The organism is Kitasatospora cystarginea, from assembly GCF_039533515.1.
GTDB lineage: Bacteria > Actinomycetota > Actinomycetes > Streptomycetales > Streptomycetaceae > Kitasatospora > Kitasatospora cystarginea.
This window is the reverse complement of record NZ_BAAATR010000017.1, coordinates 45,935-69,905: the sequence shown is the minus strand read 5'-3', so window position 1 is coordinate 69,905 and position 23,971 is coordinate 45,935. Positions and strand designations below refer to the sequence as shown.

General features: G+C 72.1%; 23 protein-coding genes. 9 read left to right on the top strand and 14 right to left on the bottom strand.

The window, feature by feature from the left end:
* Window positions 1-64 precede the first annotated feature (64 nt).
* Window positions 65-292, bottom strand: a complete 228-nt coding sequence (locus ABD369_RS19835) for a DUF3263 domain-containing protein (protein ID WP_344637790.1) — start codon at window positions 290-292, stop codon at window positions 65-67.
* Between the two features lie 104 nt (window positions 293-396).
* On the opposite strand from ABD369_RS19835, the gene ABD369_RS19830 reads away from it, so the two are divergent.
* The gene (locus ABD369_RS19830) at window positions 397-750 is read left to right on the top strand and encodes a cupin domain-containing protein (RefSeq protein WP_344637789.1); all 354 of its coding nucleotides are present in this window, start codon (window positions 397-399) and stop codon (window positions 748-750) included.
* 263 nt (window positions 751-1,013) lie between these two features.
* Here the strand turns inward: ABD369_RS19830 and ABD369_RS19825 are convergent, their stop codons facing one another.
* The gene (locus tag ABD369_RS19825) at window positions 1,014-1,808 is read right to left on the bottom strand and encodes a DeoR/GlpR family DNA-binding transcription regulator (protein ID WP_344637788.1); all 795 of its coding nucleotides are present in this window, start codon (window positions 1,806-1,808) and stop codon (window positions 1,014-1,016) included.
* Window positions 1,809-2,093: 285 nt separating this feature from the next.
* Between ABD369_RS19825 and ABD369_RS19820 the strand changes: the two genes are divergently transcribed.
* From ABD369_RS19820 to nagA, 3 genes are all read left to right on the top strand, one after another.
* Window positions 2,094-3,014 carry an SIS domain-containing protein gene (locus tag ABD369_RS19820; protein WP_344637787.1) on the top strand — a complete coding sequence of 307 codons (921 nt, stop codon included), beginning with the start codon at window positions 2,094-2,096 and terminating at the stop codon, window positions 3,012-3,014.
* Between the two features lie 207 nt (window positions 3,015-3,221).
* Window positions 3,222-4,169, top strand: coding sequence for an ROK family protein (locus tag ABD369_RS19815; protein ID WP_344637786.1), 948 nt, complete (start codon window positions 3,222-3,224; stop codon window positions 4,167-4,169).
* Between the two features lie 101 nt (window positions 4,170-4,270).
* Window positions 4,271-5,449 (top strand): N-acetylglucosamine-6-phosphate deacetylase, encoded by a 1,179-nt coding sequence (nagA, locus tag ABD369_RS19810; RefSeq protein WP_344637876.1) that lies wholly within the window; start codon window positions 4,271-4,273, stop codon window positions 5,447-5,449.
* Window positions 5,450-5,569: 120 nt separating this feature from the next.
* Here nagA and ABD369_RS19805 read toward each other — a convergent pair whose 3' ends face one another.
* Window positions 5,570-6,493, bottom strand: coding sequence for a carbohydrate-binding protein (locus ABD369_RS19805; protein WP_425557676.1), 924 nt, complete (start codon window positions 6,491-6,493; stop codon window positions 5,570-5,572).
* 114 nt (window positions 6,494-6,607) lie between these two features.
* Window positions 6,608-8,545 (bottom strand): GGDEF domain-containing protein, encoded by a 1,938-nt coding sequence (locus ABD369_RS19800; protein ID WP_344637785.1) that lies wholly within the window; start codon window positions 8,543-8,545, stop codon window positions 6,608-6,610.
* 381 nt (window positions 8,546-8,926) lie between these two features.
* Here ABD369_RS19800 and ABD369_RS19795 point away from each other — a divergent pair, with 381 nt between their 5' ends.
* Window positions 8,927-9,463, top strand: a complete 537-nt coding sequence (locus tag ABD369_RS19795) for a flavin reductase family protein (RefSeq protein WP_344637784.1) — start codon at window positions 8,927-8,929, stop codon at window positions 9,461-9,463.
* Between the two features lie 118 nt (window positions 9,464-9,581).
* Here the strand turns inward: ABD369_RS19795 and arfB are convergent, their stop codons facing one another.
* Entirely contained in the window at window positions 9,582-10,022 is a 441-nt protein-coding gene (gene arfB, locus ABD369_RS19790) for an alternative ribosome rescue aminoacyl-tRNA hydrolase ArfB (protein ID WP_425557684.1), read from the bottom strand.
* Window positions 10,023-10,186: 164 nt separating this feature from the next.
* On the opposite strand from arfB, the gene ABD369_RS19785 reads away from it, so the two are divergent.
* Complete coding sequence (locus ABD369_RS19785; RefSeq protein ID WP_344637782.1) at window positions 10,187-10,675, top strand: hypothetical protein; 489 nt, start codon at window positions 10,187-10,189, stop codon at window positions 10,673-10,675.
* Between the two features lie 116 nt (window positions 10,676-10,791).
* On the top strand, window positions 10,792-11,367 hold the full coding sequence (locus tag ABD369_RS19780) for a TerD family protein (RefSeq protein WP_344637781.1): 576 nt from the start codon (window positions 10,792-10,794) through the stop codon (window positions 11,365-11,367).
* A 72-nt stretch (window positions 11,368-11,439) separates the two neighbouring features.
* Here the strand turns inward: ABD369_RS19780 and ABD369_RS19775 are convergent, their stop codons facing one another.
* From ABD369_RS19775 to ABD369_RS19745, 7 genes are all read right to left on the bottom strand, one after another.
* On the bottom strand, window positions 11,440-12,864 hold the full coding sequence (locus ABD369_RS19775) for a hypothetical protein (protein WP_344637780.1): 1,425 nt from the start codon (window positions 12,862-12,864) through the stop codon (window positions 11,440-11,442).
* Between the two features lie 215 nt (window positions 12,865-13,079).
* A complete protein-coding gene (locus ABD369_RS19770) occupies window positions 13,080-13,568 on the bottom strand; it encodes a DUF3180 domain-containing protein (RefSeq protein WP_344637779.1) in 489 nt (162 codons plus the stop codon).
* Between the two features lie 327 nt (window positions 13,569-13,895).
* Window positions 13,896-14,492 (bottom strand): 2-amino-4-hydroxy-6-hydroxymethyldihydropteridine diphosphokinase, encoded by a 597-nt coding sequence (gene folK / locus ABD369_RS19765; RefSeq protein WP_344637778.1) that lies wholly within the window; start codon window positions 14,490-14,492, stop codon window positions 13,896-13,898.
* A gap of 46 nt (window positions 14,493-14,538) precedes the next feature.
* Window positions 14,539-14,898, bottom strand: a complete 360-nt coding sequence (gene folB, locus ABD369_RS19760) for a dihydroneopterin aldolase (protein ID WP_344637874.1) — start codon at window positions 14,896-14,898, stop codon at window positions 14,539-14,541.
* A 226-nt stretch (window positions 14,899-15,124) separates the two neighbouring features.
* Window positions 15,125-15,622 carry a nuclear transport factor 2 family protein gene (locus ABD369_RS19755; RefSeq protein ID WP_344637777.1) on the bottom strand — a complete coding sequence of 166 codons (498 nt, stop codon included), beginning with the start codon at window positions 15,620-15,622 and terminating at the stop codon, window positions 15,125-15,127.
* Window positions 15,623-15,649: 27 nt separating this feature from the next.
* Window positions 15,650-16,507, bottom strand: a complete 858-nt coding sequence (folP, locus tag ABD369_RS19750; protein WP_344637776.1) for a dihydropteroate synthase — start codon at window positions 16,505-16,507, stop codon at window positions 15,650-15,652.
* 223 nt (window positions 16,508-16,730) lie between these two features.
* Complete coding sequence (locus ABD369_RS19745; protein ID WP_344637775.1) at window positions 16,731-18,581, bottom strand: phosphatidylglycerol lysyltransferase domain-containing protein; 1,851 nt, start codon at window positions 18,579-18,581, stop codon at window positions 16,731-16,733.
* Between the two features lie 453 nt (window positions 18,582-19,034).
* On the opposite strand from ABD369_RS19745, the gene ABD369_RS19740 reads away from it, so the two are divergent.
* A complete protein-coding gene (locus tag ABD369_RS19740; protein ID WP_344637774.1) occupies window positions 19,035-20,216 on the top strand; it encodes an alpha/beta hydrolase in 1,182 nt (393 codons plus the stop codon).
* Window positions 20,217-20,337: 121 nt separating this feature from the next.
* Window positions 20,338-21,105, top strand: coding sequence for a ferritin-like domain-containing protein (locus tag ABD369_RS19735; RefSeq protein WP_344637773.1), 768 nt, complete (start codon window positions 20,338-20,340; stop codon window positions 21,103-21,105).
* Window positions 21,106-21,161: 56 nt separating this feature from the next.
* Here ABD369_RS19735 and folE read toward each other — a convergent pair whose 3' ends face one another.
* Window positions 21,162-21,767, bottom strand: a complete 606-nt coding sequence (folE, locus tag ABD369_RS19730; RefSeq protein WP_344637772.1) for a GTP cyclohydrolase I FolE — start codon at window positions 21,765-21,767, stop codon at window positions 21,162-21,164.
* A gap of 104 nt (window positions 21,768-21,871) precedes the next feature.
* Window positions 21,872-23,929 (bottom strand): ATP-dependent zinc metalloprotease FtsH, encoded by a 2,058-nt coding sequence (gene ftsH, locus ABD369_RS19725; protein ID WP_344637771.1) that lies wholly within the window; start codon window positions 23,927-23,929, stop codon window positions 21,872-21,874.
* Between the last annotated feature and the right edge of the window lie 42 nt (window positions 23,930-23,971).

Here is a 23,971-nt window from a genome sequence, read left to right as displayed (position 1 = left end):
GCGCCGATCCGGAAAGACCCGCCGGACAGGCCTTGGAGGCCGCGCGGACAGGGCCCCCGGCGTCCTAGCGTTCCGCCCGCTTGGCCTCCCGGATCCGGCGGAGCCGGTTGATCAGCACGGGGTCGTGCGCGAGCGCCTCCTCCCGGTCCAGCAGGCCGTTGAGCAGCTGGTAGTACCGGGTGGCCGAGAGGCCGAGCTCCTCCCGGATGGCGCGTTCCTTGGCACCCGCCGTACGCCACTGCCGCGCTTCCAGCGCGAGCACCGCGAGTTCGCGTTCGCTCAGTCCGGACACCACATCCACCTCCCTGCCGAGCCGGTACGAAGTGTCATTGTGCCCGGCTGCTCGGACACACCCTGTCACCCCCGCCGCACCCGCCGTCCGGCTAGCGTCGGGGCATGACCAACAGCTTCGCTCTGCACATCCCCGACCTCGAACTCGACCCCGAGCCGCTCGACCCCGACCAGATCGTCTCCGGCGCCCCGGAGGTCACCGGCAAGGTGCTCTGGGAGTCCGAGGACGGCCGCCGGCTGCGCGGGGTCTGGCAGGTCACCCCGGGCGTGGTGACCGACGTCGAGGCGGACGAGCTGTTCGTGGTGGTGAGCGGCCGTGCCACCATCGAGATCGAGGGCGGCACGACCCTGGAGGTCGGCCCCGGCGACTTCGCCGTCCTGCGCGAGGGCGACCGCACCACCTGGACCGTCCACGAGACCCTGCGCAAGGCCTACTCGATCGACCTCGGAAACGACTGAGATCCCGTCACTTCCCGGGGATGAATGCCCTGCCGGCCGGTGTTGCGGCGATCGAGACCCGCGTCACCGGACCGGCAGGACGACCGCCGTGACCGAGACCGGCACCGCCAACGGCAACCCCTTCGGCCTCTCCGTGATCGAGGAGTTCCGCGCCGGGAACGGCAGGGTGGGCGGCGCCTTCGAGGGCGTGCCGCCTCGCGCTGGTCCGCACCCGACGGCCACACTCTTCGCTGCTGCCCGACTCCCGCGCTCGCCACGGGGGTTCAGGCCACGATCACCCGCACCCCGGCCTCGGCGAAGGCGGCGGACAGCTCGGGGGTGATGCCCCCGTCGGTGACCAGTGTGCCGATCCGGTCCACGCCGCAGATCCGGGCGAAGACCCGGCGGCCCAGCTTGGAGGAGTCGGCGGCCACCACCACCCGGCGGGCCCGTTCGGCGAGCAGCCGGTTGACGCTGGCCTCGCCCTCGTGGTGGGCGGTCGCACCGTGCTCGGCGTCCAGCGCGTCCACGCCCAGCACCGCGACGTCCAGGGTGAGTTCGTTCAGCACCAGCCCGGCGAGGGGGCCGATCAGCTCGTACGACTGGGGGCGGGCGACACCGCCGGTCAGCACGATCTTCACGTGCGGACGGACCGTCAGCTCGTTGGCGATGTTCAGCGCGTTGGTCACGATGGTGACGCTCTGCCCCAGGCCGCTCTCCGGCCGTTCGGCCAGGTCGGGGCGGACGGCCAGCGCGCGGGCCACCTCGGTGGTGGTGGTCCCGCCGTTGAGGCCGACCACCTCGCCGGCCTCGATCAGTCCGGCCACCGCCACGCCGATCCGCTGCTTGGCGTCGGTGTTCCGGGCCGTCTTGTAGCGCAGCGGCAGGTCGTAGGAGACGTTGTGCGCCACCGCGCCGCCGCGGGTACGGGTGACCATCTGCTGGCGGGCGAGTTGGTCGAGGTCGCGCCGGATGGTGGCGGCGGAGACCTCCAGCGCGTCGGCAGCCTCCTCGACCTCCAACTTGCCGTGCTCGGCGAGCAGTTCCAGCAGGGCGTTCCACCGCTCGTACCTGGACACGCTGGGCCGCTCCTCCTGTACCGACGCACTCGATGCGACCGCCGCGAACAGCGCGGTCACTGCCGCGCGCCGATGCGCGAAGCCTGGACAGCTTCGCACATCAGTGCCGACCCGGACGTTGTCCGCGACCGGCCAACCGGCACACCGCCGGCCCCACTCATTGCGCAGTCCTGCGCGAAACAGCTATAAATCAATCAGATTCACGCACTCCGCGCTCCATGCACTCTCTGGTGCACCCCAGCAGGACGCAGCAATGGACCTGAGCACTCCGAGGAGCTCGCACCCATGGCTTTGACTTCCCTGACCGGCGAGGAGCTCGCCAGCCAACCCGCGAACTGGCGCCGCGCCGCCGCACTCGCCGCCGAGGCGTCCCCGGCGCTGCCACGACGCGGCGAGCGGGTCGCGGTGACCGGCTGCGGCACCTCCTGGTTCATCGCCCAGGCGTACGCCGCCCTGCGGGAGGCCGGCGGGCACGGCGAGACGGACGCCCTGGCGGCTTCCGAGTTCCGGTACGGACGCGACTACGACCGGGTCCTGGCGATCAGCCGCTCGGGCACCACCACCGAGGTGCTGGACGTGCTCGACCGGGTCGAGGCGCCGACCTCGGCCGTCACCGCCGACCCCGGCACCCCGATCTCCGGCGCCTCCGACCGACTGCTGGTACTGGACTTCGCCGACGAGCGCTCGGTGGTGCAGACCAGGTTCGCCACCACCGCACTGGCACTGCTGCGCGCCCACCTGGAGCTGGAGGGCGCACTCCCCGCAGGCGTCAAGAGCGTCCCGCAGGCCGCCGAGGACGCCGAGGACGCCATCGCCCGGCCGCTGCCCGAAGGCCTGCTCGGCGCCGAGCAGATCACCTTCCTCGGCCGGAACTGGACGTACGGGCTCGCCCAGGAGGCCGGGCTCAAGATGCGCGAGGCGGCCACCGCCTGGACCGAGGCGTACCCGGCGATGGAGTACCGGCACGGGCCGATCAGCATCGCCGCCCCCGGACGGGCCGTCTGGTGCTTCGGCGAACTGCCGGACGGCCTGGCCGCGGACATCGCCCGCACCGGCGCCCTGCTGGTGGCCGACTCCGGCACCGCCGGCCTGGACCCGCTGGCCGACCTGGTCCGGGCCCAGCGGCTGGCGGTGGCCCTGGCCGGGGCTCGCGGCCTGAACCCCGACGAGCCGCGCGGCCTGACCCGCTCGGTCGTCCTCGGCTAGAACCCCTCCGTCAGGAACTGCGCTCCGGCACGCCCCGCACGCTCCTGGACACCCGCCCGCGCCGTCCGTACAACAGGAAAAGGACGGCCGCCCATGGCCGCAGAACCCGGCACATCTCCAATGGCGACAAAGCTCACCCCTGCTGGACCAGACCAATCCCGCGACTGGACTAGACCTCTCTGACCTGGCCAAGGGACACTGTCACCCGTGAAGCACGTCATCGCACTCGATGTGGGCGGCACCGGCATGAAGGCCGCGCTGCTCGCCCCGGACGGCTCGGTGCTGTTCGAAGCACGCCGGCCGACCGGGCGGGAGCACGGCACCCACGCCGTGGTCGCCGCCATCCTCGACTTCGCGGCCGACCTGGCCGACGAGGGCCGCAGCCGGTTCGGTCGGGCACCGCTCGCGGCAGGCGTCGCCGTACCGGGGACGATCGACGAGAAGAACGGGATCGCCGTCTTCTCCGCCAACCTCGGCTGGCGGGACCTGCCGATCCGCAAGCTGCTCGGCGAGCGCCTCGGCGGCCCGGACGGCGCGAGCCTGCCGATCGCCCTCGGCCACGACGTCCGCAGCGGCGGGCTGGCCGAGGGACGGCTCGGCGCCGGGCGCGGCGTGGACCGCTTCCTGTTCGTCGCGCTCGGCACCGGCATCGCCGGCGCCATCGGCATCGAGGGACGCATCGAGGCGGGCGCCCACGGCTACGGCGGGGAGATCGGCCATGTCGTGGTCCGCCCCGGCGGCCCGGCCTGCGGCTGCGGCGCCCGCGGCTGCCTGGAGACCCTGGCGTCGGCCTCGGCCGTCTCCCGGGCCTGGGCCGAGCGCTCCGGCGACCCGACCGCCGACGCCGCGGCCTGCGCGAGGGCCGTCGAAGCCGGGGACGAGCGGGCGATCGAGGTCTGGCAGACCGCGCTCGACGCACTCGCCGACGGCATCGTGCTGGCGCAGAGCCTGCTCGATCCGTCGACGGTGATCGTCGGCGGCGGTCTGGCGGAAGCCGGTGACACCCTCTTCACGCCCCTGCGCACGGCCGTCGCCGAGCGGCTGACCTTCCAGATGCCCCCGGAGGTCGTACCGGCCATGCTCAAAGACACCGCCGCTTCCCTGGGCGCGGGCCTGCTCGCCTGGGACCTGCTCTCGATGGAGGTGACCGCGTGACGACCGCGCGGAATCAGTCAACGTCCCCCAGCCATCGGCCGGGTGAGGGCGCCCCCGGCCGCCAGGCCGAGGGGGGTGTCCCCTTCGCCGCCGGTACCGCGCTGACCGGTGCCCGGCTGGTGCTGCCGGGCGGTGTCGTCGAACAGGGCCGGCTGACCGTCGAGGGCTCGCGCATCGCGACGGTGGCGGCCGACGAGTCCCCGGCGGGCGGCGGGAACCGCGCCCCGGGCGACCTCGACCTGACCGGCCACACCGTCGTCCCGGGCTTCGTCGACCTGCACGTGCACGGCGGCGGCGGCGCCTCGTACGCCTCCGGGGTGGCCGAGGAGGCGCTGAAGGTCGCCCGGACGCACCTGGAGCACGGCACCACCACGACCATGGCCTCCACCGTCACCGGCGAGATCGACGACCTCTGCCACCAGGCGGCGGTGCTCTCCGAGCTGGTCGAGGACGGCGTGCTCGCGGGCATCCACTTCGAGGGCCCGTTCATCTCCCCGGGCCGGTGCGGCGCCCACCGTCCCGACCTGCTGCGCGCCCCTGACCCGGCACTGGTGCGCAAGCTGGCGGACGCCGCGCGCGGCCAGGCGAGGATGTTCACCCTCGCCCCGGAGCTGCCGGGCGGCCTGGAGTCGGTCCGGATGCTCGCCGACCTCGGCATCATCGCGGCCGTCGGCCACACCGACTCCGACTACGCCAAGACGCTGGAGGCGATCGAGGCCGGCGCCACCGTCGCCACGCACCTGTTCAACGCGATGCCGGGCATCCAGCACCGCGCCCCGGGCCCGATCGTCGCCCTGCTGGAGGACGAGCGGGTCACGGTCGAGCTGATCAACGACGGCGTCCATCTGCACCCCTCGGTGCTCGACCTCGCCTACGGCACGGCGGGCGCCGACCGGGTCGCGCTGATCACCGACGCGATGGGCGCGGCCGGGATGGGCGACGGGCTCTACCCGCTCGGCCCGCTCCAGGTCCGGGTCGAGGCCGGCGTCGCCCGGCTGGTCGAGGGCGGCGCCATCGCCGGCTCCACCCTCACCCTCGACGTCGCCCTCCAACGCTCCGTCACCGTCAACGGCCTGAGCCTCGGCCAGGCCGTGCACTCCCTGTCCACCGTCCCGGCACGGCTACTCGGCCTGTCGGACTCCATCGGCTCCCTGGAAGTGGGCAAGTACGCCGACCTGGTCGTCCTCGACTCCGACACGTACGACCTCGTCGCGGTGATGCGCCGCGGCGAGTGGATCACCGGCGCGGACCGCTTCCGCGCGGTCGCCCGGGCGGCCTGAGCCTTCCCCGTCCCATCGGGGGGTGAGTGGCGGCACTGCGCCCCGCCACTCACCCTCCGGGGGACGACCGTGCCCGTTGCCGGAGGCGGACCGGGACTGCGGCCCGGCCGGCGGGGGCGGTCACCAGGGCGGGGTGCCGTCCGACTGCGGCCTGATCGCCACCTGGTCGATCGGAACGGTGTTCCCGGCCGGGACCGAGATCGAGATGGTGTTGGCCCCGGCCTGCAGCTGCGGCCATATGTTGCTCCGGGTCCAGGCCTGGTCGGGATCGCTGGAGTGGGTGTAGTTCTGCAGCCCGATCGGGGACGCGAACTGCTTGCCGTTCACCATCACGATGCCGTTGATGTCGGAACCCGGGTTGTTGTAGTGCACCCAGAACTTGTACGTGCCCTCGGTGGCCACCGAAATCGTCCAGCTCACCGTCGAGGTGGGCCCGCCGGTCAGGGTGGCGTAGCTGCCGTCCGCGGACTTCGCGTTCTTGATCTTGTTGTCCACGGGGGCGTCCTGCAGCTGCAACTTGGACGCATCCGCGATCGTGTCCGTGGACGGCGGCGGCACCGAGGGCGCCGACGACGGCGAGGAACTCGGGTTCGCACTCGAACTCACCGGCGCGCTCGCGCGGTTGGACGGCTTGGCGGCGCCGTCGGACTTGCCCGCGTCGCCGCCGGACAGCGCGATCCCGCCGCCGATCGCGACCGCCGCGATCACCGCGACCACACCGATCACCGCGGCCTTGCCGCGCCCGCCGGAGGCCCGCTCCTCACCCGGCTGCGGGCGGGAGCGCTCGGCGTAGCGGCTCTGCTGCGGCACGGTCTGGGTCGGCACCGCCAACGGCTGCTGCCCGTACGGCGATCGCGACTGCTGACCGTACTGGGTGCGGCCGACCTCCACCGGGCGCGAGTACGGGGTGCGCGGCTGCCCCGGGATCGGAGTGGTGTCGGGCGCCGACTCGCCCTCCGCCGGGCGGTAGAGGTGGGCGAACGGGTCGTCCTCGGCCGCGCCCTCGGGCGCGCCGTTGCTGCCGGCCGTGGTCACGGTGGTCAACTCCCCATCGCAGCGCGCCGCACGGCAGCGCGCCGTACGGGCCAGTGGTGACGCTCGTACGCGGGAACCCTACCTTCCACAGCGGACAACAGAGAAAGGCGCCCTGAACTGCGCTCAGCCCGCACGCCGATGCGAACGCTCTCCCCGCGCGCCCCTCACAGCACCTCCACGTGCCCTCTTCTCGTCGTACATCCGCTCGTCCGCGGCGTGCAGGACCTCCTCGATGCTCATCCCGCAACCCGCCCAGCCGATACCCAGGCTGACGCCGACCCGGGTGGTCCGGTTGTCGATCCGCATCGGCGGGACGATCGCGTTGCGCAGCCGCCCGGCGAGGTCCTTGGCCTCCTCGCGGCCGATCCCGTCGGCCAGCACCACGAACTCGTCGCCGCCCAGCCGGGCCACCGTGTCACCCTCGCGCACGGCCTGCTGGAGCCTCCTGGCCACCTCGATCAGGACCGCGTCACCCGCCTTGTGCCCGAACCGGTCGTTGATCGACTTGAAGCCGTCCAGGTCGCAGAAGAGCACCGCGAGCCCCTTCTCGGCCCCGCCGCCCCGGAAGCCGCCGCTCCACAGCTCGCCGCCGCCCTCGGACGGCACCACGGCGTGCACGTGGTCCGGCGGCGCCTCCTCCCGGCGGCCCGGCGGGTGCCCGGCGGCGAAGTCCGCGCGGTCCCGCTCCGGCGAGCGCGAGTCGCCCGCGCCCCCGGGGTCGTCAGGGGCGCCGTAGCCGTGCGTCAGCGTGGCCGGGGCACCCAGCCCCTCGTAGTCGCCGTGCGCGCCGTACGAGGCACCCTGAGCGGCGTACGCGGGCTGGGTGTGCGGGGCCCCGAGCGGGTCGGCGTAGGCGGGGGCGGGGTACCCGGGCGGGGCGTAGCCCGGCGGGACGTACTCGGGCGGCGTGAAGCCGATCTCGCCGTGGGCGATCCCGGGGCGGGCCGCGGCGGGCCCCGCCGCCCCCGGCAGCTGCGCCTGGTCGCACAGCCGGTGGGCGAGCCTGGCCCGCAGCTCGGCGCTGTTGGGCAGGCCGGTGAGCGCGTCGTGGCTGGCCCGGTGGGCGAGTTGGAGCTCGTGCCGCTTGCGGTCCTCGATGTCCTCGACATGGGTGAGCAGGAAGCTCGGCCCCTCGGCGGCGTCGGTCACCACCGAGTTGCGCAGGCAGACCCACTGGTAGCCGCCGTCCCGCCGGGAGAGCCGCACCTCCGCCCGGCCGCCGTCGGCACTGGTCCGGTGCAGCAGCGCCAGGTCGTCGGGGTGCACCAGGTCGGCGAAGCGCTGCTGGCGCAGGGTCGCCCGGGGACGGCCGAGCAGCCGGCACAGCGCGTCGTTGACCCGGCTCAGCTGGCCCCGCCCGGCACCGTGCAGCTCGGTGATGGCCATCCCGCTGGGCGCGAACTCGAAGGCCTGCCGGAAGCTCTCCTCGCTGGCCCGCAGCGCCTGCTGCTCCTTCTCCAGCCGGGCCAGCGCACGCTGCATCTCCGCGCGTAGCCTCGCGTTGCCGATGGCGATGGACGCCTGCAGGGAGAACATCTCGAGGGCCTCGCGGGTCCACGCTCCGGGGCGCTTCCCGCTGCGTGGACGGTCCACCGAGAGCACGCCCAGCAGATCGCCGCCCGCGCTGTACATCGGGGCCAGCAGGGCATCGGCGGGGTGCCAGTCGTTGGCGTACACCGGCAGCGGGCCGTCACCGGTCCAGCGCGGGATGTCCGGGCCGACGGCCCAGCCCCGGTCGTACGGCAGGAAGCGCAGCGTGCCCCAGTGGTCGCTGACGCCGAGCAGCCGCTCCCAGGACTCCCGCGAGCCGACCTGACCGAGCAGCACGGCCGGCCCGCCGAAGGCGCTCTCCTCGATCTCCCAGACCGCCGCCACGACCAGATCACCGTCCGGCCGCACCAGGCTGACGGCGGCCGCGTCGAAGCCGAGCCCGTGCACCGCGCCCTCGACCACGGCCTGCAGGGTGCCTGCCAGGCTGCGGGCAGCGTTGAGGTCCGCCACGACCCGGTGCAAGGTGCGGAGGGTCGCCAGGCGGACGTACGGCTCCGACTCGGCTTCCATGCGGGGGCTCCCCGGCTGCTTCGGATAGTTCTTGATTGGTTATGGTCCGATTGCCAGAAGAACTGAATCACAGCGAGCACTGCGATCGGCACGCTCGGTCAACAATAGGCCGCCACTTGTGACCCAAATCACATAGCCCTTATGTATACATATGCCGTTCAGTCGCCCGAAACCCAGCCATTCCCGGACAATCACGAACATCGGGTGGCCGGCGGCCGGACATCGGCACTCAACCCCCGTGACGACCGGGAGGCGTCGGCCCACCACCTCGCGGGTGAGTCCTCCTCCGCCCACCCGGCACCTGATGGGACTCCGGTCCGGGTGGGTCCTACGACCAGGGTCCGATGCCGCCCACCCGCCGCGCCGACTACCGTGCAGTACGTGTACAGCTCCCCACAACCCGCCTCCGCCCCGACCGCCACGGCCGACGAGTTCCGGGCCGCGCTCGCCCAGCTCGCCGCCGGCGTCACCCTGGTGACCGCCCACGACCCCGAAGGCGGGGCCGACGGCGAGGACGCCGGGATGACCGCGACCTCGTTCCTGTCGGTGTCGCTGGAACCGCCGCTGGTGCTGATCTCGGTGCGCGAGGACTCCCGGATGGACGAGCTGCTCTCCCGGATCGACACCTGGGCGGTCTCGCTGCTCGGCGAGGAGCACCGGACGATCGCGTCCCGCTTCGCCATGAAGGGCCGCCTCAGCGACCGCCTGCTCTTCGCCGACACCCCGCACCACCGCGGCGAGTTCACCAACGCCCCACTGATCGACGGCGCCCTCGCCACCGTCGAGTGCCGCACCGAGCAGCGGGTCTCCGCTGGCGACCACACCCTGCTGATCGGCCGGGTGCTGGCGGCCCGCATCCCGGGCCCGGACACCAAGCCCCTGCTCTACTTCCGCACCGGCTACCGCAAGTTCGCCTGAACCCCGGGAGCGGCTGACAGCCGCGGGGCCTTCGCCCGTGAACCGCGCGCGCGGCAGCCCGGTCGCCCTGATCGCGGCGGTCTCCAACTCCGCCACCGCGCAAGCCCGGCGGCGGTCATCAGTAGGCGGACGGCCGGCTCCGCCCCCGCTTCAGCTCCGAGCGGTGCCGCTTGTTCTCCAGCCGCCGCTCGACCATCCCCCGGCTCGGCTTGGTCGCCCGCCGGACCTTCGGCGGCGGTGCCGTCGCCTCCCCCAGCAGCGACGCCAGCCGGGCGGCGGCAACCTCGCGGTTGCGCCACTGCGACCGGTGCTCGGAGGCGCGGACCACCAGCATCCGACCGTCCACCAGCCGGCCCGCGAGCCGCTCCAGCGCCCGCTCCTTCCAGACCGGTGGCAGGGCGTCCGAGGCGGCCAGGTCGTAGCGCAGCTCCACCTGGGTGTCGGAGGTGTTGACGTGCTGGCCGCCGGGGCCGGACGAACGCGAGAAGCGCCAGACGAGCTCGGCCTCCGGTACGACCACCGAGCCCCGAACGCGGATTGGCTCAGGCATGTCCCCCATCATCCCGCCCCGCCGCGCCCGGGTCACCCGGTTATCCACCCGTCGACCGAACACCTTCTCTCTTTGTCGCCATCCCCACTCGTCTGTCGCCATCTCCACTTGTCCACAGCTGTGGACAACCTCAGGTGGCACCCGCCGGCCCCGCGTGCCGGACAATGGCGTACGTGATCGAGCTCGACTACTCCCTCTCCGACCACTTCCCCGACCCGCCGCAGACCGACTACCGCACCGCGTCGGTACGCAGCCTGCGGTACGACCTGTTCTGCGGCGACATCTTCCTGGAGGCGGACGACCGGGACTTTTCCACAGCCTGGGGATGGGTGCCGGTGCTCGACTTCGCCTGGGCGCTCTGCGACACCGTCGAGGAGCTGGACCGCGACGTGCGCGGCAGCCGCTCCGCCGCCGTGCAGACCTTCGACCTGGACTTCACCCAGAACACCGAACTGCTGCGCTTCGCCCGCCGGTTCGGCCTGGTGGAGATCAGCGCGACCTGGCGGCGGAACTCCCCGCCCGCCGTGGTCCGCCACGCCGAACTGCGCCGGGAAGCCCGGGACTTCCTCCAGGACGTGATCGCGGATCTCACCGAGCTGCACGAGGGCCTGGGCGACAACCCCAACATCTGGACGCTGCAAGGGAAGTACCCCCGCGTCTGACCGGTCCCCGCCCGGGCCACACCGACGCGAGGACGAATCGGCCCCGCCTCGCCGGAACCGCGTCCGGCCCCTTTACGTTCTTTACGCACAAGAGCAACGAAGGGACACCACACACCATGCCAGTCAGCCTCTCCAAGGGTGGCAACGTCTCGCTGACCAAGGAGGCCCCGGGCCTGACCGCAGTCACCGTCGGCCTGGGCTGGGACGTACGGACCACCACCGGCGCCGAGTTCGACCTGGACGCCAGCGCGATCGTGCTGAACGCGGACGGCAAGGTCCTGTCCAACGGCCACTTCGTCTTCTTCAACAACACCAGCACCCCGGACAGCACCGTGGTGCACACCGGCGACAACCGCACCGGCGAGGGCGACGGCGACGACGAGCAGATCAAGGTCAACCTGGCCGGGCTGCCAGCCGAGGCCGGCAGGATCGTCTTCCCGGTCACGATCTACGACGGGATCGCCCGCGGCCAGAACTTCGGCCAGGTCCGCAACGCCTACATCCGCGTGCTCAACGCGGCCGGCGGCGCCGAGATCGCCCGCTACGACCTCTCCGAGGACGCCGCCGTCGAGACCGCCATGATCTTCGGCGAGCTCTACCGCAACGGCACCGACTGGAAGTTCCGCGCGATCGGCCAGGGCTACGCCTCCGGCCTCGCGGGCATCGCCCAGGACTTCGGCGTGGCGATCTGACGCACCGCACCGACGCGAACGCCCGGCCCCTTCAGCAGGGGCCGGGCGTTCGCGTCGGTATACGGCCGGCTGCTACCGCTGCCGGTTGTGCTTGGCGCGGAGTTCGGAGACCTCCAGGAGCTCGGTCTCGTCGTGCGGCGTCAGGTCGACCACCTCCGGGCGGGCGTGGTCGGGGCGCGCGTCCGCCTGCACCGGCTGCGCGGCGGGCGGGACGGCGGGCTCGGCAGCCGTCCCGGCCGCCCCGGGGACGGCGTACCGGACGCTCTCGGCCACGGCCTCGTCACCGACCACGTCCGCCAGATCGGCCCGCTCGCCCAGTTCCGCCACACCATCGGCGGCAGGCACCGGAGTTGCCGGACGAGCCGCGCCGGGACGCCCGAAGAAGCTGAACCCCGAGGACCGGCCGACCCCCTGCGGACGCGGACGCTGCCGCCCGGCAGGAGCGGCACCGCCCTGCGCGGGGGCACCCGCCGCCCCGAGCATCCGCGGCTGCACCGCAGCCCGCTCGGCCGTACCACCGTCCGACTCCGGCCGCGGCACCGACAGCGCCGGACGGGCCGGCAGCGGGCCGACCGCCGACAGCGCGGGCTGGGGCACAGCCGGCGCGACGGGAGCGGCGGAAGCAGCGGGCGCAGCGGGAGCGGCCATCCGCTCGGCCCCAGCGGGCAGGTCGGACGCGGCGGACACCGGCACGGCCGTGGCCGCGGGTCGGGCCGGCTCGGCGGACGCGGCGACCGGGGCGAGCCGGCGCACCAGTCCCCCACCCGGCCCGGCGGGCACGATCGAGCCCGCCGCACCGTCCTGAGCGGCCGCTGCCGCCGCGGGCGCCACCAGCAGCGCGGGAGCGGTCGGCGCCACCGGAACGAGCCTTGCCGCACCCGTCGCCGAAGCCGGCACCGCTTGCGCCTTCGGCCGCAGCTCCAGCTGCGCCCGCCCCGCGCCCTCCCGAGCCGCCGCGGCCCGTTCGGCCTTCCACTCCAACTGCCGCAGCACGGCCGCCGCACGGACGTACGCCGCCGGAGTGGCCGGGTACTCGGGCCGGGCCTCCACGAGTGCCCGCTGGGCCGCCTCCGCCTCCTTCATGGCCTGCTCGGCGACGGCGACCGCGCGTTCCCGGAGCAGCCGGGCGATCTCCGTCTCGGCCTTGGCCAGCCGAGCCTTCTCGGCGGTCAGCCGGCGGCCGAAACGGGTGGCCCGCTCCTCGGCCACCTCGGCGGCGTACTCGGCCTCGGCGATCTGCTCCTCGTACCGCTCCTCGGCCACCAGCCGGCGCTTCGCGGCCGCCTCGGCCGCCTGCTTGGCGATCCGGTCCCGCTGGCGCAGCAGTACGGCCATGCCGACCGCGCCGAAGACCGCCGCCACTCCGACCGACCGGACCAGCGGCACATCGGGACTGACCACCAGTTCGACCAGTGCTGCAAGGACGAGGGCACCCGCTGCGATCGGAGGTGCGGCCCGGCCGAGGACGGAAGATTGACGGTGGCGTCCACGTGACATGCCAAAGAAACTAGCGTGCGAATTGGGACCCTGTCAGCCGCGACACCCTTTCGGGTCTTGACAGCGAGCCAGAACCACTTCGGGTACCCGAACCACCACCTGACGTCACGACAGTTCCGCGGCGCGAACCACCGAACCCGCCGCGACTCCGACCACCGCGGACCCGACCACCGGGAAACCATCCGCCCGGTGCCCGCACGTCCGCCGCCGTCCGCTCAGCGGGGCGTGGCCGCCGGCCCGGACGGGTCGTCGTGGTCCTCGGGAAGCCGGCAGACATGCTGCAGCCAGAGCCCGGCGGCGACCACCCCGGCCCCCGCCAGCACCGCGAACCCGGCCGTCACGGCCTGCTGCTTGCGGGCGGTGACGTCCAGCAGTCCGAGCAGGAAGACGCCGACGCCGCCGTAGACGCCCGTCACCACCGCCGCCACCAGCGCACTGGCCTGGCCAAGGACCACCGCCCGGGCCGCGCCCAGCGGGTCCACGCCCTTGGCGCCCGGCTGGCGCTCCCGCATGGCCTTCAGCCGGCTCCGCAGCGAGATCGCGGTGGCGAGCAGGACCACGGCGACCACGGCCAGCACGATCGGCGCGGCCGTGGGAACGCCGGGCAACTGACCGAAGGAGTCCCAGAGCTTGGCACCTGCCCAGGAGAGCACCGCCGCCACGATGGCGATACCCAGGAGCAGGCGGAGGCGGAGCGGCTTCACTGGGACTTGAGTCCTTCCCGGCATGTGCGACGGCTTGGGGTGCCCCGGCCGACGGCCGAGGACGGATTGACGGACGGCCTCGCCGGCACGACGCCACAGGCCACCGTACCCGGGTCCGACCCTTCCGATCACTTACTCGTACGGCCGACCCCCGTCGCGAAGTTCCCGCCCCAGCGCGCACCGCCCCTCGCGCGCCCCGACCGCCGCCCGACCGGACGGCAACCGCACTCAGCCCCTCGCTCCGCACGGGGAGGTACGGCCGGACGCCCTCCGGCCCGCGCGGAGCCCCCGAGGACGCTCCGCGGCGTCGCCACCGAACGGTGCGGCCTACTCCGGCAGCCGCAGCTGGATGTCCTCGCGCCGCCAGACCGCCGTCCCGGCCTCCTCGCCCAGCCCCTTCAGCAGGTCGGCGACCCGGCCGTGTCCGGGCACCTCCCCGTCCGGCTCGGCGTCCAGCCACGGCGCGAGCACGAAGGCCCGCTCGTGCGCCCGGGGGTGCGGCAGCAGCAGCTGCGGGTCGTCACTGGTGACGCCCTCGTAGGCGAGGATGTCGACGTCCAGGGTGCGCGCGCCCCAGCGGACGGTACGGACCCGGCCGAAGGCGTCCTCGATGGCGTTGGCCCGCTCCAGCAGCGAGCCGGGCGGCAGCGTGGTGCGCAGCACGACCACGGCGTTGTAGTAGTTCGGCTGCTCGGCCGGGCCGCCGACGGCCTCGGTCTCGAACACGCCGGAGACGGCGGTGATCCGGACGCCGGGAGTGTCCTCCAGCGCGTCCACGGCACCCTGCAGGGTCTCCAGGCGGTTGCCGAGGTTGCTTCCGAGTGCGACAACGGCGTTCCGCGGGTTCTGCAGGGTCGAGTCGGCGCTGTCGACTCGACGCTCCAGGTCGAAGGCGCTCGGCAGGGCGGTCGGGTCGGTGCTCATCGGTATCCCTCTACGGCTCGGGCTGCGGGATGTTGAAGGGTACGCGTCATACGCGCCCCCGGTGAATGGTGACGGTCACATCGTCGAAGGGGACGGTGATCGGGGCGTCCGGCTTGTGCACGGTCACCTCGACCTCCTCCACCGCCTCGTGCTTGAGGCACTGGTCGGCGATCCGCTGGGCCAGGGTCTCGATCAGCTCGACCGGCTCGCCGGCGATGATCGCGGTGACCTCCTCGGCGACGATGCCGTAGTGCGCGGTGCGGGTGAGGTCGTCGCCGGCGGCGGCCGGACGGGTGTCCAGGAACAGCACGAGGTCGACCACGAAGGTCTGGCCCTCGATGCGCTCGCGCTCGAAGACACCGTGATGGCCCCGGGCACGCAGGCCCCGCAGGGTGACGCGGTCCAGCAACTCACTTCTCCCACCTGAACGACCCTGCCCGGAGCGGACAGGGTGGCGGGCCGGGTCGCCCGCCGCAATCGAATCTACCTGCGAGCCCCCGCGGACCTGGACCGTCCTACCCGGCACAACCGCCCGCCACGCGCACCGGATCGGCGATTGACGTGAACGTTGGGTGTCCACGCACGGAACGGGTGCACCCCGTTCGGTCACACCTTGCGCAAACGGTTCGCGATCAGTCGTCGTCCTCGTCGTCACCGCTGGTCAGGACGGGTGAACCGTGGTGCGACCAGAGTTTCCAGCCGTCCGCCGTACGACGGAACAAGTTGGTCGAGACGACCTTCCCGCCGATCAGCGGCCCGAGCTCGCCCTCCTCCTCGGCCTCGCCGCCGGAGAGGATGTTCTCGGTGCACGTGACGAGTGCCACATCGCCCTGCAGTTCGACCTCCACGTCGGTCAGGAAGAACTGGATGTACTCCGTGTTCATCATGATCAACATGTAGGAACGGGTGACCTGGGCCCGGCCGCGCAGCACCGGCCAGCCGGGGTGGACGCAGATCACCCCGCCCTTGTCGTCGGCCTCGCCGGCACCCAGCCAGATGGACTCGACGGCCTCCAGATCACCGTTCTCCAGCGCCTCGTAGAGCGCCCGGTTGGCCGCCAGGACGGCTTCCCGGTCCAGCTCCAGCGCCGCCTCGCGGCCCGTGTCGCCCACCCTGCCGTCACCCGCCATGCTTCCTCCAGAGCCGCACCAAGCCCCCTACCCCCTCCTCGCCGCCGCCTGTTGCCAGGCCGCGGCCACTCGTACGGCGTCGGCCGTGCCGGCCACGTCATGGACCCGGACCGCCCACGCACCGGCCTGGGCCGAGAGCGTCGAGATCGCCGCGGTGGCGTCGTCGCGCCGCCGGGCCGGGCGCGGCTCCCCGGTTTCCGGGTTGGCGAGCAGCGTACCCAGGAACCGCTTGCGCGAAGCGGCCACCAGCACCGGGCGACCGAGCGCCGTGAGCGCGTCCAGGCGGCCGAGCAGGGCCCAGTTGTGCTCGCTGGTCTTGGCGAAGCCGAGGCCCGGGTCGAGGATCAGCTGCTCCTCCTTCACCCCCGCGGCCAGCAGCGCCTCCATCCGCTGGGTCAGCTCGGCGGCGACCTCGGCCACCACGTCCTGGTACACGGCGAGGCTGTCCATCTCGGCGGACTGGCCGCGCCAGTGCATCAGCACGTACGGCGCGCCGGTGTCCGCGACCACCTGGGCCATCGTGGCGTCGGCCAGACCGCCGGACACGTCGTTCACCAGCCGGGCCCCGGCGGCGACCGCCTGTTCGGCGACGCTGGCCCGCATGGTGTCGATGCTGACCACCACCCCGGCCCCGGACAGCTCGCGGACCACCGGGATCACCCGGCGCAGCTCCTCCTCCTCGGTGACCCGGTGGGAGCCGGGACGGGTGGACTCGCCGCCGACGTCCACCAGGTCGGCACCGCTCGCCGCGAGCCGCAGGCCGTGCGCGACGGCAGCGGCGGGATCGAGCCACATGCCGCCGTCGGAGAACGAGTCGGGGGTGACGTTGACGATGCCCATGACCGCACAGCGGTCGAGCTGAGGGAGCCCGGGAAGGTGGATCATACGGCCATTATCGAGCCACCCCTGGTCGGAAAAACGATGACGGCTGACAGATTTCAGAATCTGTCAGCCGTCATAGGTCATTCACTACCGGTCATCGGTCAGCCGTCGCCGGATCTCCGTCATCCGTCATCGGTTCCCCCTCACCGGTTCCGTCACCGGCCATCGGTCACCGCATACCGGACGTCCGTCGGTCCGGCGCCGCACACCCCGCGGCGCCGCGCCCTCAAGCGGCCTCGGTCACCGAACCGAGCTGCGCCTGCTCCGGCATCAGCCCCTGGCGCTGCTTCTTCCGGCCGAACTTCGGCATACCGAGCGTGATGAAGGCCTCCGCCTGCATCACGGCGAACCCGATCCGCGGCAGGTCCCGGGTCTGCGGGTAGACCAGGAAGCGCGGCTCCCAGACCGGCTGGAACTTGGCGTTGAACTTGTACAGCGACTCGATCTGGAACCAGCGCGACAGGAAGACCAGCAGCCCGCGCCAGGCCCGCAGCACCGGCCCGGCACCGATCCGCTCACCGCGGGCCAGCGCCGAACGGAACATCGCGAAGTTCAGCGACACCCGCTTGACGCCCAGGTTCGGGGATTCCTGCAGCGCCGCCACGATCAGCAGCTCGTTCAGGCCGGGGTCGGCCGCCCGGTCACGCCGCATCAGCTCCAGCGAGATGCCGTCCTTGCCCCAGGGCACGAAGTGCAGCACGGCCTTCAGGTCGCTGCCGGGCGCGCCCGCGGGTTCGCCCTCCTCCGGAGCCTTGTGCGCCGTGACGACCACGCCGTTGTCGTCGCTCGGGTCGCCGAAGCGACCCAGCGCCATCGAGAAGCCGCGCTCGGTGTCGGTACCGCGCCAGCGGGCGGCCGCGTCGGCGACCTGCCGCTTCTCCTCCAGCGTCAGGTCGGAGACCCGGCGCACCTTGCAGGTGTAGCCGTTGCGCTCGATCCGCTTCACCATCTGGCGGACGTTGCGCATGGCACGTCCCGACAGCGAGAACGCGGAGGTGTCCACGATCGCCTCGTCACCCAGCTCCAGCGCGTCCAGCCCCGCCTCGCGGGTCCAGACCTCACCGCCGACCTCGCTGCAGCCGACCACGGCCGGCACCCAGGCGTGCTCACGGGCCTCCGCCATGAAGACCTTGATCGCACCCGGCCACGCCTCGACGTCCCCCACCGGGTCGCCCGAGGCCAGCATCACACCGGAGATCACCCGGTAGGAGATCGCCGCCTTGCCGGTCGGCGAGAACAGCACGCTCTTGTCCCGCCGCAGCGCGAAGTACCCGAGCGAGTCGCGCGCCCCGTGCCGCTCCAGCAGCGCCCGGACCTTCTCCTCGTCCTCGGCGGTCAGCTCCGGCTTCGGCTTCTCCGGCCGCAGCGCCAGGTAGGCCGAGATGAAGGCCGTCATCAGACCCAGCGCACCGAGCGAGTACGCCACCAGGTCGGTGACCCGCTCGGTGTGGTACCGGACCGGGCCGTCGAAGCCGAACAGGCCGTACACCGTCTCCTTGAGACGCTGGATGAAGGTCGGGTGCCCGACCTCGGAGCTCGGGTGGACGCTCACGATCACCATGCCGAGCAGCACGCTGAAGGCGCCCATGACGATCAGGTTGAGCAGGGCCCGCCAGCGGGTGCGCGGGTCGGCCTTGGCGTAGAACTCGCGCCGGTGGATCAGGACCACCGCGAACAGCGCCACCGACACCACCGCCGGGCCGATCTGGTGCCAGCGCAGCACGTGCAGCGCGGCACCGACCGGCAGCAGCACCACGACCGCCCGCCAGGCACGCCGCTTGCGACGGCGCAGCGCGTGCGCCAGCAGCACCAGCAGGGTGCCGACCATCAGGGTGCCGACCGCGGCCAGCGTGGTGGTGCTGCCCGGCAGCTGCCCGGCCCAGCTGTGCACCCGGGTGTGCCGAAGCCGGGGGAAGACGGCGCTGGCGATGTCCAGCAGGCCGATCAGCAGACAGGCGTATCCGACGGCTCCCGGCAGCCAGGCACGGGGAACGGAGGCAGCTTGGTTGCGCAGCGTCTGCAGGCCCCGCCGACGGGGCTGCTCAGGTGACGGCTCAACGGACACGGGAACGCTCATGGAAGCTCAGCGTAGAGGCTGGAACGGGCTGTCCTGTCACTCCCGGGGAGGAGCTGTGATGGACCTTCATGACTATTCCTTGGTCTGGCAATCCGTTCGTCAAGGAAGCATCCCCGGGCGGTAAATTCCCGGGGACACCCCTGCGGTGCGGACGCCTCGGGGACAGGGACGCCGCTCGGACGGCGAGTCCAGCGGGACGGCTGAACGGTCGGACGGCGGCGATGGCAGGTGGGTGGCCCAACGCCGGCACGCTGCGCCACGGGACGCCCCGCACACGCGTTACACACGCTGGACGCCGCATTCTAGAGCTTCGGTTGCACCCTCCGCAGCGGGCACGACGTGCCGGTACCCGGCCGTGACGGACCCGGGCGGCGCATCCCCGCTGGCTGCCCCCAGTCGACCGCCCCACGATGAACCCTGGCCCCACTGCTGCCCAAGGGAGGGCGAATCCGCATGGAACTGACCAGCAGTGCGCTTGTGTACTCGCTCACCGCGCTGGCCGCCGCCGCCCTGGTCTGCACCCTCTGGCTGTGGCCCCGGCTCGCCCGCCAGCGCCCGCTCCCGGTGCTCGGCCGACTCGGCCTGCTGGCGGTCATTCAACTCTCCGTGCTGGCCGTACTGGCGCTGTCGGTCAACAACTCGTACGGCTTCTACACCTCGTGGAACGACCTGCTCCACCCGGGCCGCGCGCCGCTGACCCTGGCGGGCTCCGAGCACCTCAGGGGCGCCGCGCCGAAGACCGCCGGCCTGGTCCGACCGACCACCGAGGGCGGGCTGGAGACGGTCAAGGACCTGCCGCAGGGCAAGCCGGAAGAGGTCGGCCGGGTGGACTCCGTCAAGGTCACCGGCATCGACTCCGGCCTCTTTGACCAGGTGTTCGTCTACCTGCCGCCCGAGTACTTCATCCCCCGCTACTCCCGGGTCCGCTTCCCGGTGCTGCTCACCCTGGCCGGATACCCGGGTCCCTCGCTCCACCTGGTCGAGGGGCTGCGGGTGCCGCAGACCGCCTGGGACCTGGAGCGGACCGGCCGGATCTCGCCCACCGTGATCGTGATGGCCCGTCCGACCGTCGCCCCGCCCCGCAACACCGAGTGCGTTAACGTCGCCGGCGGCCCGCAGACCGAGACCTGGTTCGTCAAGGACCTGCCGGACGCCCTGCGCGCCAACTACCGGCTCAGCCGCTCGGCCGACTCCTGGGGAGTGCTCGGCTACTCCACCGGCGGCAGCTGCGCGTTGCGCCTGGCCATGCGCCACCCCGAGGCCTACACCAGCGCGACCGGCATGCACGCCGACTACCAGGTGCCCAACGACCACTGGACCGACGGCGACCTGTTCGGCGGCGACCAGACCGACGCCCAGCACAGCGACCTCAACTGGCGACTGCAGAACCTTCCCGCCCCCGACGTCTCGCTGCTGGTGGTGAGTACCAGGACGGAGGAGGACTTCGCCCAGACCCAGGCCTTCCTCGCCAACGCCAAGCACGTCGCCGACGCCCACCCCGGGTTCCGGGTGGACTCGCTGGTGCTGGACGACGGCGGCCACAGCTTCGAGACCTGGCGGCGCGAACTGCCGACCGCACTGGAGTGGATGAGCGACCACCTCAAGACCCCGCAGGACCGCGAGCCGCGCCAGTAGCCGACGCTGCCCGGACCGCCCTCCCCCGGCCGGGTGATTCCCCACCGGCCACCGGCCGACGGGCCACCACCGGGGAACGTCTCCCGCCCGACCGGCTACCCCGCAGACGCCAGGAGGTCAGATGCTCAGCTCCCGTTCGCTCTTCGACGATATCTACCGCAACGACGAGGCCTACCGCCTCTTCTGCAGCATCGCGGCCGGCGGCGAGAACCAGGGCGGCTGGGAGAACGAGCGGATCCGGGCGCTGACCACCGACCCGGTGCTGGCCCCGAAGATCGGGCGGCACGGAGCCGACGAACGCAAGCACGGACGGATCTTCACCCAGCTGCTGCACCGGCGCGGCCTGGAGAAGGTGTCCGTCCCACCGGACACCGACTACTGCATGCTGCTGGAGCGCCAGGGCATCGGCCTCTCGCACGAGCGGCTCAACTCCGAGGTCCCGCTGACCGAGCGCGAGATCATCACCTATCTGGCGCACAGCCGGGTCACCGAACAACGGGCCGCCGAGCAGATGCGCCAGCTGGTGAAGGCGTACGGCGGCAACCCCGAACTGGCCAAGGCCATGCGGATGATCTCCGCCGACGAGGACAACCACCTCGCGTACTGCCACGAGGAGCTGCTCCGCCTCACCGCCGAGGGCCACGGCCCGTACATCCGGCACGCCCTGGAACACACCGCCCGCGGCGAGATCCGCACCCACCGCGATGTCGGCCTCGCGGTACTGCGGGCCATGGCGCGGATCCTGGGCTGGCCCCGCTGGCAGGTCGCCGTACTGGTCGCCGGCGTCCACGCCCTCTACCTCTACGACCTCACCCTGGGCCGCCACCGGATGGTCCGCCTCCGGATGCCCGCCAAGCGCAACGCGCTCGGCTCCGCGAGCAGGGACTAGCGGCGGGGATCAGGCGTCCAGGAGCACGGGCACACCGCTACGCCCCCGGCGCGTGCTCAGCGCCCGAGGATCAGGCTCATCGCCTCGGCCCGGGTGGCGGGATCGCGCAGCTGCCCCCGCACCGCCGAGGTGATCGTCTTGGCCCCGGGCTTGCGGATGCCGCGCATCGACATGCACATGTGCTCGCACTCGACCACCACGATCGCGCCGCGCGGCTCCAGGATCCGCATCAGCGCGTCGGCGACCTGGCTGGTGAGCCGCTCCTGCACCTGCGGACGGCGGGCGTAGACGTCCACCAGCCGGGCGAGCTTGGAGAGACCGGTGATCTTGCCGCTGGTGGACGGTATGTACCCGACGTGGGCGACGCCCTGGAACGGGACCAGGTGGTGCTCGCAGGTGGAGAACACCTCGATGTCCTTCACCAGCACCATCTCGTCGTGGCCGAGGTCGAAGGTGGTGGTCAGGACGTCCTCGGGCTCCTGCCAGAGGCCCGCGAATATCTCCTTGTAGGCGCGCGCGACGCGGGCGGGCGTCTCCTGCAGGCCCTCCCGGTCCGGATCCTCGCCGACCGCGATCAGCAGCTCCCGAACGGCCTTCTCGGCCCGCGCCTGATCGAACGCCCCGACTGGCACGGACTGGTCGAGAGTCACCGGGTCGATCATGCGTGCCTCGCTTGTGGTGGTTGGGTAGGCGGTCCTAGCAGCACGGATGCCGCGCCTCCAGGGTACAAACCCCGGTGACGCGGCATCCATTCCGTACGGTTCGCTCAGCTCTCCGTCGCGCCGTCACCGGCGACCGGCGGCAGCTTCATGATGTCCACCTGGGTGGTCTCCGCGGCGGCGGCGATGCCGTTGGTCAGCGCCAGTTCCTTGGGAGACTGCACCGGCGGGCGGGTGGAGGGCGTACGGCGGGCGGAGCCGGTCCAGGCCGGGCGGGCCGGGCGCTTCACGACCGGAGCGAAGATCTCGGCGATCTGCTCCTTGTTCAGCGTCTCCTTCTCCAGCAGCTCGAGGACCAGGTTGTCGAGCACGTCGCGGTTCTCGACCAGGATCTCCCAGGCCTCGTTGTGCGCGTTCTCGATGAGCTTCTTGACCTCCTCGTCCACCAGCCCGGCGACCTCCTCGGAGTAGTCGCGCTGGTGGGCCATCTCGCGACCCAGGAACGGCTCGGAGGAGTCCGAACCGAACTTGATCGCGCCGAGGCGCTCGCTCATGCCGTACTGGGTGACCATCGCGCGGGCGGTCGCGGTGGCCTTCTCGATGTCGTTCGAGGCGCCGGTGGTCGGGTCGTGGAAGACCAGCTCCTCCGCCGCGCGCCCGCCCAGCATGTACGCCAGCTGGTCGAGCATCTCGTTGCGCGTGGTCGAGTACTTGTCCTCGTCCGGCAGGACCATGGTGTAGCCCAGGGCCCGGCCGCGGGACAGGATGGTGATCTTGTGCACCGGGTCGGCGTTCGGAGAGGCCGCCGCGACCAGGGCGTGACCGCCCTCGTGGTACGCGGTGATCTTCTTCTCCTTGTCGGACATGATCCGCGTGCGCTTCTGCGGACCCGCCACGACGCGGTCGATCGCCTCGTCCAGGATGACGTTGTCGATCAGCTTCTTGTCCGAGCGGGCCGTCAGCAGGGCGGCCTCGTTGAGGACGTTGGAGAGGTCGGCACCGGTGAAGCCGGGGGTGCGCTTGGCGACGGCCGAGAGGTCGACGTCGGGCGCGATCGGCTTGCCCTTCTGGTGGACCTTGAGGATCTCCAGACGACCCTGCAGGTCCGGGCGGTCGACGGCGATCTGCCGGTCGAAGCGGCCGGGGCGCAGCAGTGCCGGGTCCAGGATGTCCGGGCGGTTGGTGGCGGCGATCAGGATCACGCCGCCCTTGACGTCGAAGCCGTCCATCTCGACCAGCAGCTGGTTGAGGGTCTGCTCGCGCTCGTCGTGGCCACCGCCGAGGCCCGCACCGCGGTGCCGGCCGACGGCGTCGATCTCGTCGACGAAGATGATCGCCGGGGCGTTCGCCTTGGCCTGCTCGAACAGGTCGCGGACGCGGGAGGCACCCACACCGACGAACATCTCGACGAAGTCGGAACCGGAGATCGAGTAGAACGGCACGCCCGCCTCGCCCGCGACGGCGCGCGCGAGCAGGGTCTTGCCGGTACCGGGCGGGCCGTAGAGCAGCACGCCCTTGGGGATCTTGGCGCCGACGGCCTGGAACTTCGACGGCTCCTGCAGGAACTCCTTGATCTCGTGGAGCTCCTCGACCGCCTCGTCCGCACCCGCGACGTCCGCGAAGGTGGTCTTCGGGGTGTCCTTGGTGAGCAGCTTGGCCTTGGACTTGCCGAACTGCATGACCCGGGAGCCGCCGCCCTGCATCTGGTTCATCAGGAACAGGAAGACCAGCACGACGCCGACGATCGGCAGCATCGACAGCAGCAGGCTGACGAAGGTGGACTGCTTCTCGGGGCTGATCGTGTAGCCCTCGGGCAGCGCGCCCTTGTCACCCGAGTTGATCTGGGCCTGCAGCGTGTTGGCCACGGCCACGCCCTGGTCGCCGACGTACGACGCCTGGAACTTGCTGCCGGACGGCGCCTTGCCGCCGGTACCGGCCGAGGGCAGCTTCGCGCCGTCCTTCAGCTGGATCTTGATCGTGTTCGAGTCACCAGTGGTGATCTGCGCCGACTTGACCTGCTTGGCATCGATCGCCGCGACGACCTGCCCGGTGTCCACCGTCTTGTAGCCGTTCGAGTCCGAAACGACCTGCATCAGCACGACAACGGCGAGGACGGCCAGCACGATCCACATGATCGGCGCACGGAAGTATCGCTTAACGTCCATCCATGCGGGGCGGTGACGCCCCGTCCCTCCTGCCACTCAACG

Bases quoted from the DNA above. Each gene is read 5' to 3' on its own strand.
- ABD369_RS19780 (WP_344637781.1), top strand. From the start codon at position 10,792: ATGCCAGTCAGCCTCTCCAAGGGTGGCAACGTCTCGCTGACCAAGGAG.
- folK (WP_344637778.1), bottom strand. From the start codon at position 14,492: ATGAGCACCGACCCGACCGCCCTGCCGAGCGCCTTCGACCTGGAGCGT.
- arfB (WP_425557684.1), bottom strand. From the start codon at position 10,022: ATGGGGGACATGCCTGAGCCAATCCGCGTTCGGGGCTCGGTGGTCGTA.
- ABD369_RS19820 (WP_344637787.1), top strand. From the start codon at position 2,094: ATGGCTTTGACTTCCCTGACCGGCGAGGAGCTCGCCAGCCAACCCGCG.
- ABD369_RS19800 (WP_344637785.1), bottom strand. From the start codon at position 8,545: ATGGAAGCCGAGTCGGAGCCGTACGTCCGCCTGGCGACCCTCCGCACC.
- folP (WP_344637776.1), bottom strand. From the start codon at position 16,507: ATGATCCACCTTCCCGGGCTCCCTCAGCTCGACCGCTGTGCGGTCATG.
- ABD369_RS19830 (WP_344637789.1), top strand. From the start codon at position 397: ATGACCAACAGCTTCGCTCTGCACATCCCCGACCTCGAACTCGACCCC.
- ABD369_RS19755 (WP_344637777.1), bottom strand. From the start codon at position 15,622: ATGGCGGGTGACGGCAGGGTGGGCGACACGGGCCGCGAGGCGGCGCTG.
- ftsH (WP_344637771.1), bottom strand. From the start codon at position 23,929: ATGGACGTTAAGCGATACTTCCGTGCGCCGATCATGTGGATCGTGCTG.
- ABD369_RS19745 (WP_344637775.1), bottom strand. From the start codon at position 18,581: ATGAGCGTTCCCGTGTCCGTTGAGCCGTCACCTGAGCAGCCCCGTCGG.
- ABD369_RS19740 (WP_344637774.1), top strand. From the start codon at position 19,035: ATGGAACTGACCAGCAGTGCGCTTGTGTACTCGCTCACCGCGCTGGCC.
- folE (WP_344637772.1), bottom strand. From the start codon at position 21,767: ATGATCGACCCGGTGACTCTCGACCAGTCCGTGCCAGTCGGGGCGTTC.
- ABD369_RS19775 (WP_344637780.1), bottom strand. From the start codon at position 12,864: ATGTCACGTGGACGCCACCGTCAATCTTCCGTCCTCGGCCGGGCCGCA.
- ABD369_RS19735 (WP_344637773.1), top strand. From the start codon at position 20,338: ATGCTCAGCTCCCGTTCGCTCTTCGACGATATCTACCGCAACGACGAG.